The sequence below is a fragment of the Streptomyces sp. R-07 genome, from assembly GCF_049913175.1.
In the GTDB taxonomy this organism is placed as follows: domain Bacteria; phylum Actinomycetota; class Actinomycetes; order Streptomycetales; family Streptomycetaceae; genus Streptomyces.
The window spans coordinates 2,601,753-2,614,494 of the sequence record NZ_CP183978.1 but is presented as its reverse complement, the minus strand read 5'-3'; the positions used below and the strand labels follow the sequence as shown (position 1 = coordinate 2,614,494).

9 protein-coding genes and 1 pseudogene are annotated in these 12,742 nt (G+C 70.5%); 9 read left to right on the top strand and 1 reads right to left on the bottom strand.

Translation table 11 applies throughout. The features are described 5' to 3' along the window. Positions 1-85: 85 nt before the first annotated feature. Together ACN9M0_RS11795 and ACN9M0_RS11790 are read left to right on the top strand one after the other, a co-directional pair. A complete protein-coding gene (locus ACN9M0_RS11795; RefSeq protein WP_426403560.1) occupies positions 86-2,713 on the top strand; it encodes a valine--tRNA ligase in 2,628 nt (875 codons plus the stop codon). 150 nt (positions 2,714-2,863) lie between these two features. Then, positions 2,864-4,003: a sensor histidine kinase gene (locus tag ACN9M0_RS11790; protein ID WP_366035769.1), complete on the top strand. Its 1,140-nt coding sequence runs from the start codon at positions 2,864-2,866 to the stop codon at positions 4,001-4,003. A gap of 1 nt (position 4,004) precedes the next feature. Here ACN9M0_RS11790 and ACN9M0_RS11785 read toward each other — a convergent pair. After that, positions 4,005-5,052, bottom strand: a pseudogene (locus ACN9M0_RS11785) (rod shape-determining protein). Positions 5,053-5,152: 100 nt separating this feature from the next. On the opposite strand from ACN9M0_RS11785, the gene folC reads away from it, so the two are divergent. The 7 genes from folC (at position 5,153) to mrdA (ending at position 12,735) form a co-directional block, all read left to right on the top strand. Continuing rightward, positions 5,153-6,652, top strand: coding sequence for a bifunctional tetrahydrofolate synthase/dihydrofolate synthase (gene folC / locus ACN9M0_RS11780; RefSeq protein ID WP_366035770.1), 1,500 nt, complete (start codon positions 5,153-5,155; stop codon positions 6,650-6,652). 5 nt (positions 6,653-6,657) lie between these two features. Next, on the top strand, positions 6,658-7,011 hold the full coding sequence (locus ACN9M0_RS11775) for a DUF4233 domain-containing protein (RefSeq protein WP_366035771.1): 354 nt from the start codon (positions 6,658-6,660) through the stop codon (positions 7,009-7,011). 66 nt (positions 7,012-7,077) lie between these two features. Further along, the gene (ndk, locus tag ACN9M0_RS11770; RefSeq protein WP_366035772.1) at positions 7,078-7,491 is read left to right on the top strand and encodes a nucleoside-diphosphate kinase; all 414 of its coding nucleotides are present in this window, start codon (positions 7,078-7,080) and stop codon (positions 7,489-7,491) included. A 216-nt stretch (positions 7,492-7,707) separates the two neighbouring features. After that, entirely contained in the window at positions 7,708-8,727 is a 1,020-nt protein-coding gene (locus tag ACN9M0_RS11765; RefSeq protein WP_017239313.1) for a rod shape-determining protein, read from the top strand. A 90-nt stretch (positions 8,728-8,817) separates the two neighbouring features. Next, positions 8,818-9,816: a rod shape-determining protein MreC gene (mreC, locus tag ACN9M0_RS11760; protein ID WP_366035773.1), complete on the top strand. Its 999-nt coding sequence runs from the start codon at positions 8,818-8,820 to the stop codon at positions 9,814-9,816. Beyond that, complete coding sequence (gene mreD, locus ACN9M0_RS11755) at positions 9,813-10,481, top strand: rod shape-determining protein MreD (RefSeq protein ID WP_366035774.1); 669 nt, start codon at positions 9,813-9,815, stop codon at positions 10,479-10,481. The genes mreC and mreD overlap by 4 nt, the downstream gene beginning before the upstream one ends. A gap of 19 nt (positions 10,482-10,500) precedes the next feature. Then, the gene (mrdA, locus tag ACN9M0_RS11750) at positions 10,501-12,735 is read left to right on the top strand and encodes a penicillin-binding protein 2 (RefSeq protein WP_426403559.1); all 2,235 of its coding nucleotides are present in this window, start codon (positions 10,501-10,503) and stop codon (positions 12,733-12,735) included. Positions 12,736-12,742: the final 7 nt, after the last annotated feature.

Below are 12,742 nucleotides of genomic sequence, written 5' to 3'. Positions count from 1 at the left end.
GAGGAGCCGCAGGTGCGGCGGGGGCCACACCGTTACCGAACCAAAGCGTTTCAGGACAGCACCGCGACACCCCTAAACTGGCCCCGTGACCGAGAACACTCAGCAGCAGACAGCGCCCACCACCGAACTGCCGACCACGTACGCGCCGGCCGAGGTAGAGGGGCCGCTGTACGAGCGCTGGGTAGAGCGTGGGTACTTCGAGGCGGACGCGAAGAGCGAGAAGCCGGCGTACACCATCGTCATCCCGCCGCCGAACGTCACGGGCGCCCTCCACCTGGGCCACGCCTTCCAGGTGACGCTCATGGACGCGCTGACCCGCCGCAAGCGCATGCAGGGCTTCGAGACGCTCTGGCTGCCGGGCATGGACCACGCCGGCATCGCGACCCAGAACAAGGTCGAGCAGCAGCTCGCCGAGGAGGGCAAGTCCCGCCATGACCTGGGCCGTGACGAGTTCGTCGAGCGCGTCTGGCAGTGGAAGGACGAGTACGGCGGCCGGATCCTCGGCCAGCTGCGCCGCCTCGGCGCCGGTCTCGACTGGTCGCGCGAGCGCTTCACCATGGACGAGGGCCTCTCCAAGGCCGTCCAGAAGATCTTCAAGGACCTCTACGAGGACGGCCTGATCTACCGCGCCGAGCGCATCATCAACTGGTGCCCGCGCTGTCTGACCGCCATCTCCGACATCGAGGTCGAGTACCAGGACGACGCCGGCGAGCTCGTCTCCATCCGGTACGGCGAGGGCGACGACTCGCTGGTCGTCGCCACCACCCGCGCCGAGACGATGCTCGGTGACACGGCCGTCGCCGTCCACCCCGACGACGAGCGCTACAAGCACCTGGTCGGCAAGCACATCAAGCTGCCGCTGACCGACCGTACGATCCCGGTCGTCGCCGACACCCACGTCGACCCGGAGTTCGGTACCGGCGCCGTCAAGGTGACCCCGGCGCACGACCCGAACGACTTCGAGATCGGCCGCCGCCACGAGCTGCCCTCGCTCACCGTCATGGACGAGCACGGCATCATCACCGTCCACGGCCCCTTCCTCGGCCTGGACCGCTTCGAGGCCCGCTCGGCGATCGTCGGCGCGCTCAAGGAGCAGGGCCGGATCGTCGCCGAGAAGCGTCCGTACATGCACTCGGTGGGTCACTGCTCGCGCTGCAAGACGACCGTCGAGCCGCGCCTGTCGATGCAGTGGTGGGTCAAGGTCGGCCCGCTGGCGCAGGCCGCCGGCGACGCCGTCCGCGACGGCTCCGTCGAGATCCACCCGAAGGAGCTCTCCCGGCGCTACTTCGACTGGGTCGACAACATGCACGACTGGTGCATCTCGCGCCAGCTGTGGTGGGGCCACCGCATCCCGATCTGGTACGGCCCCGAGGGCCAGGTCGTCTGCGTCGGACCCGACGAGGACGCGCCCGGCACCGAGGCCGAGGGCTGGACCCAGGACCCCGACGTCCTCGACACCTGGTTCTCCTCCGGCCTGTGGCCGTTCTCCACGCTCGGCTGGCCGGAGAAGACCCCGGACCTGGCGAAGTTCTATTCGACCGACGTCCTGCTCACCGGCCACGACATCATCTTCTTCTGGGTCGCCCGGATGATGATGTTCGGCCTGTACGCGATGGACGGCGAGGTTCCCTTCAAGACCGTCGCCCTGACCGGTCTCGTCCGCGACGAGTTCGGCAAGAAGATGTCGAAGTCCAACCCGAACGCGGTCGACCCGCTGGACTGGATGGACGCCTACGGCTCCGACGCCGTCCGCTTCACCCTGGCCAACGGCGCCAACCCCGGCGCGGACGTCCCGATCGGCGAGGACTGGGTCAAGGCCTCCCGGAACTTCGCCAACAAGATCTGGAACGCGACCCGCTTCGCGCTGATGAACGGCGCCACGATCGAGGGCCCGCTGCCGGACGCCTCCGAGATGTCGGCGACCGACCGTTGGATCCTGTCGCGCCTCAACGAGACGGTCGCTCAGGTCGACGCGTACTACGAGGACTTCCAGTTCGCCAAGCTGAGCGAGTCGCTCTACCACTTCGCGTGGGACGAGGTCTTCGCCTGGTACGTCGAGCTGTCGAAGACCACGTTCTTCGCGGGCGGCGAGGGCGCCAAGGTCTCCGGCCGCGTCCTCGGCGAGGTCCTGGACGTCATGCTGCGCCTGCTGCACCCGATCGTCCCGTTCGTCACCGACACCCTGTGGACCACGCTCACCGGCGGCGAGTCCCTCGTCGTCGCCGACTGGCCGAAGGACAGTGGCTTCCGCGACAAGGCCGCGGAGGAGGAGATCGAGCTCGTCCAGCGGGTCGTCACCGAGGTCCGCCGCTTCCGCAAGGAGCAGGGTCTCCAGGACGCCCAGAAGGTGCCGGCCCGCCTCACCGTCGAGGGCACCCCGCTCGTCGCGCACGAGGCCGCGATCCGTCAGATCCTGCGCCTCCAGCCGGAGGGCGAGGGCTTCTCCGCCACCGCCTCCCTGCCGGTCGCCGGCGCCACCGTCGCGCTCGACCTCTCGGGCACCATCGACGTCGCCGCCGAGCGCAAGCGCCTCGCGAAGGACCTCGCGGCGGCCGAGAAGGAGAAGGCCCAGGCGGAGGGCAAGCTCGGCAACGAGGCCTTCCTCGCCAAGGCCCCGGACAACGTGGTCGACAAGATCCGCACCCGCCTCGCCAAGGCGGACGAGGACATCGCCCGCATCCAGGCCCAGCTGGCGACCCTGCCGCAGGCCTAGTAACGCGACGGAGGGGCCCGGAACCGTTTCACACGGTTCCGGGCCCCTTCCGCATGTCCACCGCAGAATTCGGACGAAGTGCCCGATCTCACATCAGACGGGACTTCAGGTCCACGGCGCCGGGACGAAAGACCCTGGATGATGGAGGGCATGCTCCGCCTCCCCACCGTCCCCGCGCTCCGCCGTCGCGTGGACCGGTGGGCGGTCTCGCCCCGCGCCCTCGACATCGTCGCCGCGCTCTTCGCCTTCGGCCTGATGGTCCTGGACGTGCCGGGGCTCGCCCGCGCCGACAACTCCCTCACCGGGGTCACCGCGACCCTGGTCCTCGCGGGCGGCGCGGCCACGCTGGTGCTCAGGAGGCGGCTGCCGTGGCTCCCGTACGTCGTCGCGCTCGGCCTGATGGGCTGGCTGCACGAACTGACCATGATCCAGTTCGCGCTGTACTCGATCGGCCGCTACCGGGGCCGGCGCGCCGCGATCGCCGCGACCCTGCTGTACGTCGCCGTCGCCTACGGCCTCTTCCTGACGCCCGGCTGGCCCGCAGAGCACGGCGAGACCCTCAGCGACTTCCTCAGCCTGGTCGTCCCGATCGGCGTCCTCGCGGCGGGCGTCGGCATCGCCGCGTACCGGCAGGACCTCGTCCGCGCCCTGGAGGTCCAGCGCCGCGATGCCGCCGCCCGGCAGGCCGTGCAGGAGGAGCGGATCTCCGTCGGCCGGGACGTCCACGACCTGGTCGGCCGCGAGCTCACCGTCCTCGCGGTGCGGGCCGAGGTCCTCGCCGTACGGGCCAGGGGCGAGGCCCATCAGCAGGACTTCGAGGAGCTCGCGGACACCGCCCGGCGCGCCCACCTCATGCTCAACGAGACGATCGTGCGCCGCGCCGACCGGGACGCCGCCACCCCCGGTCTCGAAGGGCTCGCCGCGCTCGCCGGGGAGAGCGAACGGATGGGCAGCCCCGTCGAGCTGACGGTCGCCGAGGAGGCCAAGGCCTTGTCCCCGCTCCGGCAGGCCGCCGTCCACCGGGTCGTCCAGGAGTGCCTGACGAACGCCGCCAAGCACGCCCCCGGCCTGCCGGTGACCGTCGCGATCACGGTGGAGGGCCCCGACCTGCGGATCGAGGTGCGCAACCCGCTGCCGAAGAGCCCGCCGGACCCGGCGCCCGTCTCGACCGGCACCGGCCTGTTCTCCATGGAGGAGCGGGTCACCAGCATGGGCGGCACGCTGAACGCCCGCCGGGAAGGCCACGCGTACGCGGTGACGGCTCTGCTCCCGACGGGCCTGCAGCGCTAGCTCAGCGGACCGTCTCCGCCTTCCCCAGGACCCGCTGCAGCCCGTCGAAGTCCTCCACGCACCGCCCCGAGCCCAGCGCCACGCAGTCCAGCGGCTCGTCCGCGACGAAGACCGGGATGCCGGTCGCCGAGGCCATCCGCAGGTCCAGGCCCGGCAGCAGCGCCCCGCCGCCGGTCAGGACGATGCCGTGCTCCCTCACGTCGCCGGACAGCTCCGGCGGGCACTCCTCGAGGGTCGCCCGTACCGCCGCGATGATCGCCTCCACCGGCTCGTCGAGCGCCGCCCGCACCTCCGGCACCGTCAGCTCCACCGTCCTCGGCAGACCGCTGACCTTCTCCCGCCCCCGGACGGTGAACGTCCGCCGCTCCCGCTCCTCGTCGCCCGGCACCGGCCAGGCCGTGCCGATCGCCACCTTCACGTCCTCGGCCGTCCGCTCGCCGATGAGGAGCGCGTGCTCCTTGCGGACGAAGTCCGTGACGGCCGCGTCGAGACGGTCGCCGCCCACCCGCAGCGACTGGGCCGTGACGATCCCGCCGAGGGAGATCACCGCCACCTCGGTCGTACCGCCGCCGATGTCGACGACCATCGAGCCGCGCGGGGAGGAGACGGGGAGCCGGCGCCGATCGCCGCCGCCATCGGCTCCTCGATCAGATGGACCGCGCGGGCGCCCGCGGAGAGGCGTGCACGATGGCCCGCCGCTCGACCTGGGTCACCCCGCTGGGCACGCACACCACCATCCGGGTGCGGGGCCGGCGGCGGCCCGGGACGTCCCCCTAGGCCCTGGGGGCCTGGGGGGACCCCCAGCGGACGAGGTGCCGGATCATCTCCTCGGCCGCCTCGTAGTCGCTGATCACGCCGTCCCGCAGCGGGCGGATCGCGGTGATCGAACCGGGCGTACGGCCGATGGTCTCCTTCGCCTCCGCACCGACCGCGAGCGCGTGCCGCGAGCCCTCCTGGACCGCCACCACGGCCGGTTCGTCGAGCACGATGCCCTGGCCGGGGGCGTAGAGGAGCGTGTCGGCCGTGCCGAGGTCGATCCCCATGTCCATGATCGCCGAGTTTGCCGGGCGGGTCCGGCGGACGGGGGACCGAAAGTCCCGAAAGGGGTGGGTCCAATGTCCTGTCGGTACCGCTCCGTAGACTGGGCCCGTGAGCGAGCCGAGCGACCCGAATGACCAGTTCGACGACATCGTCGACACCGAGACAGACCGCGACCCCGACCTGGCGGTGATCGAGGCCGGCAGCCGCACCCTGCGCACCCAGGGCGGCCCGCCCCCGGGCGACCCCGTGCCCGGCCGTCCCGAGGACCCCGAGCTGGACAAGGCGTTGCGCGAGGTCGAGACCGAGCTGTCCACCCGCTGGGGCGAGACCAAGCTGGAGCCGTCCGTCACGCGGATCGCGGCCCTGATGGACGTCCTCGGCGAGCCGCAGCGCGCGTACCCCTCGATCCACATCACCGGCACCAACGGCAAGACGTCGACGGCCCGCATGATCGAGGCCCTGCTCGGCGCCTTCGAGCTGCGCACCGGGCGCTACACCTCGCCGCACGTGCAGACCATCACCGAGCGGATCAGCCTGGACGGCGCCCCGATCTCCGCCGAGCGGTTCATCGAGACGTACCAGGACGTCAAGCCGTACGTGGAGCTGGTCGACGCCCGCGAGGAGTACCGGCTCTCCTTCTTCGAGGTCCTCACCGGAATGGCGTACGCGGCCTTCGCGGACGCCCCGGTCGACGCGGCCGTCGTCGAGGTCGGCATGGGCGGCACCTGGGACGCGACGAACGTCATCGACGCCTCCGTCGCCGTCGTCACCCCCATCGACCTCGACCACACCGACCGGCTCGGCGGGACGACCGCCGAGATCGCGGCCGAGAAGTCCGGGATCATCAAGCAGGGCGCGACCGTCATCCTGGCCCAGCAGCCGGTGGACGCGGCCCAGGTCCTGCTGAAGAAGGCCGTCGAGGCCGACGCGACCGTGGCCCGCGAGGGCATGGAGTTCGGCATCGCCTCCCGCGAGATCGCGGTCGGCGGCCAGCTCCTCACCCTGCGCGGCCTCGGCGGCGAGTACGACAACGTCTTCCTGCCGCTGCACGGCGCCTACCAGGCGCACAACGCCGCGGTGGCGCTCGCGGCCGTCGAGGCCTTCTTCGGGATCGGCGCCGAGCACGCCAGGACCCTGGACCTCGACACCGTCCGCAGGGCCTTCGCCCAGGTGGCCTCGCCGGGCCGCCTGGAGATCGTCCGCTCCTCGCCGACCGTCGTCCTGGACGCCGCGCACAACCCGCACGGCGCGCGGGCGACGGCGGAGGGCATCAGCGAGGCCTTCGGCTTCTCCCGGCTCATCGGTGTGGTCTCCACGAGCGGGGACAAGGACGCCAAGGGTCTCCTGGAGGCCTTCGAGCCGATCTTCGCGGAGGTCGTGATCACGGCCAACTCCAACCCGCGGGCCACCGACGTGGACGCGCTCGCCGCGATCGCGGTCGAGGTCTTCGGTGAGGACCGGGTCGTCGTCGAGCCGCGGCTGCCCGACGCCATCGAGGCGGCCATCACCCTCGCGGAGGAAGAGGCCGAGTACGGCGGCGCGGGTGTCCTCGTGACCGGTTCGATCTTCACGGTCGGCGACGCCCGGCTGCTGCTGCGGAGGGGCTGAATCCGATGCGTGTGCTCTGTTCCTCGACGCTCATCGGCGAGTTCTTCGTGATCGGCTTCGCCGGTCTCGTCGCCATGAAGGACGACGGCCTCTCCAGCTCCACCGTGTGGTGGGTCTGCGGCGTGGCCATGGTCTTCTCGGTGCTGCTGTGCGGGATGATCACCCGCCCCGGCGGGGTGCAGCTCGGCTGGGCCCTGCAGGTCGGGCTGATCCTCAGCGGCTTCGTCGTCCCCACCATGTTCTTCCTCGGCGCGGTCTTCGCCGGCCTGTGGTGGGCCTCGGTGCACTACGGGCGGCGGATCGACGAGGTCAAGGCCCGCTGGGCCGCACAGGCCTCGGCAGGGCCTGACGCTGCGTAATCGTGGGGCGGCCGGGCCCTGTAGCCTCGGAGGTCCCGCACACCGCTTTTCCGAAGGAGTTCCCCCGTGAGCCAGCGATCGCTCGTCCTGCTCAAGCCCGACGCCGTCCGCCGTGGCCTGATCGGCGAGATCATCGGCCGCATCGAGCGCAAGGCCGGATGGACCCTCACGGCCCTGGAGCTGCGCGAGCTGGACCAGGACACGCTGGAGCAGCACTACGGCGAGCACAAGGGCAAGCCCTTCTACGAGCCGCTGATGGGGTTCATGCAGTCCGGTCCGGTCGTCGCGCTCGTCGTCGAGGGTGAGCGGGTCATCGAGGGTCTGCGCACGCTCGCCGGCCCGACCGACCCGATCGCCGCCGCTCCGGGCTCGATCCGCGGCGACTTCGGCACCATCGTCCGGGAGAACCTGATCCACGCCTCGGACTCCGAGGAGTCGGCGGCCCGCGAGCTGAAGATCTTCTTCCCGGGTCTCGTCTGATCTGACCAGGGGTCAGCCAAACGAAGCACCCTGTGGGGCGACCGAAGGAATTTCGGTCGCCCCCCGGCATATGAACGCCAATCCCGGGAACGGATCGCCGCGTCCTGCCGTCACCTGTACAGAGGTGGACCACCGCGCGCCATCCGTGCGGGCGGCACTACGATGGAAAACTCCACGCCGCACCACTCTCAGCCATGGGAAATCAAGGGGAACACAATGTCGTTCATCGGCCGTGACATGGCTGTCGACCTCGGGACCGCCAACACGCTGGTGTACGTCAGAGGTCGAGGCATCGTTCTGAACGAGCCGTCAGTCGTCGCCATCAACACCAACACCGGAGGCATCCTCGCGGTCGGCGCCGAGGCGAAGAAGATGATCGGCCGGACCCCCGGCAACATCGTCGCCGTGCGCCCGCTCAAGGACGGCGTGATCGCCGACTTCGAGATCACCGAGCGGATGCTCCGCTACTTCATCCTCAAGATCCACAAGCGCCGCTACCTGGCGCGCCCCCGCGTCGTGGTCTGCGTGCCCTCCGGCATCACCGGAGTGGAGCGCCGCGCCGTGATCGAGGCGTCGACCCAGGCCGGCGCCCGCCAGGTGCACATCATCGAGGAGCCCATGGCGGCGGCCATCGGCTCGGGCCTCCCCGTCCACGAGGCCACCGGCAACATGGTCGTCGACATCGGCGGCGGCACCACCGAGGTCGCCGTCATCTCCCTCGGCGGAATCGTCACGGCACAGTCCATCCGGGTCGCCGGCGACGAGCTGGACAACGCGATCATCCAGCACATCAAGAAGGAGTACTCGCTCCTCCTCGGTGAGCGCACGGCCGAGCAGATCAAGATCACCATTGGCTCCGCGTACGACCTCGACAAGGACGAGCACACCGAGATCCGCGGCCGCGACCTCGTCTCCGGTCTGCCCAAGACCGTGGTCATCTCCGCCGCCGAGGTCCGCAAGGCCATCGAGGAGCCGGTCAACGCGATCGTCGACGCCGTGAAGACCACCCTCGACAAGTGCCCGCCGGAGCTCTCCGGTGACGTCATGGACCGCGGCATCGTTCTCACCGGTGGCGGCGCTCTGCTCCGCGGCCTCGACGAGCGCCTCCGGCGCGAGACCGGCATGCCGATCCACATCGCCGAGGACCCGCTGGACTCGGTGGCGCTCGGTTCCGGCAAGTGCGTGGAGGAGTTCGAGGCCCTCCAGCAGGTGCTGGACGCCCAGCCCCGCCGCTAGCGGCACCGCTTCACCCGTACGGCTCCACCCGTACAGCTTCACCCGCACAGCCGAACAACCGAACCACGAGGAAAGGCACGGCCGCCGCACGTGAGGGACACACGAGAGAGCCGGCTGCTCCTGGTGCTGCTGATCGCCATCGCGTTCGCACTGATCACGGTGGACATCCGCGGCGGTCAGGAGTCACCCGTCGACGGTGCCCGGCAGGCCGCAGCAGCGGTCTTCGGGCCCGTCGAGAACGGTGTGGCGGCCGCCGTCGATCCCGTCGGCAACGCCATAGGCGCGGTACGGGACTCCGGCGAGCGGCACACCCGGATCGCCGCTCTGGAGAAGGAGAACGCCGAGCTCAAGGCGAAGCTCGGCAGCGACGACCGCAACCGCAACCGGCTGCACGAGCTCGACACCATGCTCAAGACCGCCGGCGCCGGGCAGTACGGCATCAAGGGCGCCCAGGTCATCGCCATAGGAGCGGCCCAGGGCTTCTCCTGGACCGTCACCATCGACGTCGGCGCCCGCGACGGCATCAAGCGGGACATGACCGTGCTCAACGGCTCCGGGCTCGTCGGCCGCGTCACCACCGTCGGCCCCTCCACCGCCACGGTCCTCCTCGCCAACGACCCCGACTTCACCGTCGGCACCCGCATGGAGAAGAGCGACGAACTCGGCTTCGCCACCGGGCAGGGCGACAGCCCCCTCCTCGTCCAGCTCCTCAACGGCAAGGCCAAGGTCAAGCCCGGCGACCGGCTCGTCACCTTCGGCTCGCGCGCCGACAAGCCCTTCGTGCCCGGCGTCCCGGTCGGCGAGGTCGTCCGCGTCGACCCGGCGGGCGGCGGCCTGACCCGCAACGTCTACGTCCGCCCGTACGTCGGCTTCACCAAGCTCGACATCGTCGGCGTCGTCGTCCAGGCCCCGCGCTCCGACCCCCGCGACATGGTCCTGCCGCAGAAGCCCAAGCCCGCGCCGACCGTCACGGTCACCGTCACACCGCCACCACCGGACGGACAACAGGCCGCCGACGGCACCCAGCAGGGACAGAAGCCGGACCAGAACCAGCAGGCGCAGCAGGACCAGGGGGGCGTGACACCGTGAAGTTCAACCGGATCCTCCTCTCCGCCACCCTGATCGTGGTGGCCCTGGTCGTCCAGGTCTCCGTCCTCGCCCGCCTCCAGCTCCCCGGCGCCGTCCCCGACCTCGTCCTCCTCACCGTCGTCGGCCTCGCCCTCGTCTACGGACCGGTCAGCGGCTCGCTCATCGGCTTCACCGCCGGCCTCCTCGCCGACCTCGCCCCGCCCGCCGACCACGCCGCCGGCCGCTACGCCCTCGTGCTCTGCGTCATCGGCTACCTCGTCGGCCTCGCGAAGCCCGAGAACGGCCGGCTGACCTCCGCGACCGGCCCCATGGCCGTCGTCGTCGCCGCGGCCGTCGGCTCCACGCTCCTCTACGCGGGCGTGGGCGCCCTCGTCGGCGACACCGCCGCCCGCCATGTCGGCCTCGGATTCCTGCTGTTCACCGCGGCCGTGTACGACCTGCTCCTCGCGCCCTTCACGGTGCCGCTCATCATGGCCCTGGCCCGCCGGGCCGAGAACGACCCGCTCGCCGACGCCGGCGGCGGCAACGGCGCCGACGTCGCCTCCGGCTGGCTCTCCTCCGGCACCGGCCTCAGGATCGGCACCCAGCGCGGCGGCCTGCGCGTGAAGGCCGCACGGAGCCGCGCCTCACGCGCCGGACGCATCAAGGGAGTCAAGCGACTGTGACCGAGGGGGCACCGGCAGCATGAGCAACATCCCCGAGACAGGACGGACCCCCCGGGTCCAGATCCGGCTCGTCGTCATCCAGATCCTCGTCTTCTCCCTGCTCCTCACCCTGGGCGGCCGGCTCTGGTACCTCCAGATCCGCAACGGCAAGGAGTACACGGACGAGGCGAAGAACAACCACGTCCAGCAGGTCGTCCAGCCCGCCGTCCGCGGCTCGCTCCTCGACGCCCGCGGCGTCCCGCTCGCCGACAACGAGACCCGGCTCGTGGTCTCCGCGTCCCGCACCGAGCTGATGAAGATGAAGGACCGGGGCAAAGCCGTCCTGACCCGGCTCTCCGACGTCCTCGACATGAAGCCCGACGACGTCATCAACAAGATCCGGCTCTGCGACTCCAAGACCCCCAAGCCCTGCTGGAACGGTTCGCCCTACCAGCCGATCCCGGTCACCGACGAGGCGACCACCCAGCAGGCCCTCCAGATCCGCGAGCGCGCCGAGGACTTCCCCGGCATCACCGCCGAACCCACCGCCGTCCGCCGCTACCCGGCCCCCGGCAAGTCCCGCACCTCCCAGGTCCTCGGCTACCTCTCGCCCGTCACCGACGCCGAGATCGAGAAGGCCAAGGACACCGACTCGCCGTTCCTCCGCTCCGACCAGGTCGGCCGCTCCGGCCTGGAGCGCACGTACGACAAGGAACTGCGCGGCAAGGCCGGCGTCACCCGCTACGAGGTCGACAACCTCGGCCGGGTCATCGGCCAGGCCAAGAGCGACCCCGCCGTGCCCGGCTCCAACGTCGTCACCTCCATCGACGCCCGCGTGCAGGCGGTCGCCGAATGGGAGCTGCACAACGCGATGGTGGAGGCCCGCAAGACGTTCGACAAGAACACCAACGAGAACTACAAGGCCGACGCCGGCGCCGTCCTCGTCATGGAGACCAGGACCGGCCGGATCGTGGCCATGGCCTCGCAGCCCGACTACGACCCCAACGCCTGGGTCGGCGGCATCTCCGCCAAGGACTACGCGGCCCTCACCGGCAAGGACTCCAACTTCCCGCTCCTCAACCGGGCCATCCAGGGCCAGGCCGCCCCCGGCTCCATCTTCAAGGTCATGTCGACCACCGCCGCCGTCAACGCCGGATACGAGTTCAACGGCCACTACCCGTGCCCCTCCTCGTACTCCATCGGCGGCCAGGTCTTCAAGAACTTCGAGTCCCAGGGCCACGGCTCCATCACCCTCGGCCAGGCCCTCGAGGTCTCCTGCGACACCGTCTTCTACGCCCTCTCCCACCAGCAGTGGCTCAACGACGGCGGCATGAAGCCGAAGAAGGACGCCAAGGACTGGTTCTACAAGACGGCCCATCAGTTCGGCCTCGGTGCCGAGACCGGCATCGACCTCCCCAACGAGGTCACCGGCCGCGTCCCCGACCGGAAGTGGAAGCAGGACTTCTGGGCGGCCAACAAGGACTACTGGTGCAAGATCGGCAAGCGCGGCGGCACCTACGTCCAGCAGCTCTCCTACGAGAACTGCCTCGAAGGCAACCTCATGCGCGCCGGTGACTCCGTCAACTACTCCATCGGCCAGGGCGACACCCTCGTCACGCCCATCCAGATGGCCACCATCTACGCGGCCATCGCCAACGGCGGCACCCTCTGGAACCCCACCGTCGGCAAGGCCGTCATCAGCCCCGACGGCAAGAAGGTCACCGAGATCAAGCCCAAGTCCCACGGCAAGCTCCCGATGACGGAGGAGACCCGCGGCTTGATAGAGGAAGCCCTCGCGGGAGTCGCCACCCGCGGTACCGCCGCCTGGCGATTCGGCGGCTGGCCGCAGGACAAGATCCCGATGCACGCCAAGACGGGTACCGCCGAGGTCTACGGCAAGCAGACGACCTCCTGGTTCGCCACGTACACCAAGGACTACGCGATCGTCATGACGATCTCCCAGGGTGGTACCGGCTCCGGCGCCTCCGGCCCCGCCGTGCGCAACATCTACGACGCGCTCTACGGACTCGACGACGCCGGCAACCAGGACCTCAAGCGGGCCCTGCTGCCGCAGCCGCAGAAGGCCCTCCCGAAGATCGAGGCCGACGGCTCCATCGACGCGCCGAAGATCAAGCCGTACGACCCCGAGGTCGGGAAGATCGACCCGAACGCGCCCCCGAAGACACCCGACGACACGCCTACACCGGACCCCACCAAGAAGCCGGACGACGACCAGACCCTCGCGGGCCCGCCCGCGGGCCGGCACCGGGACTGAGGAGAAC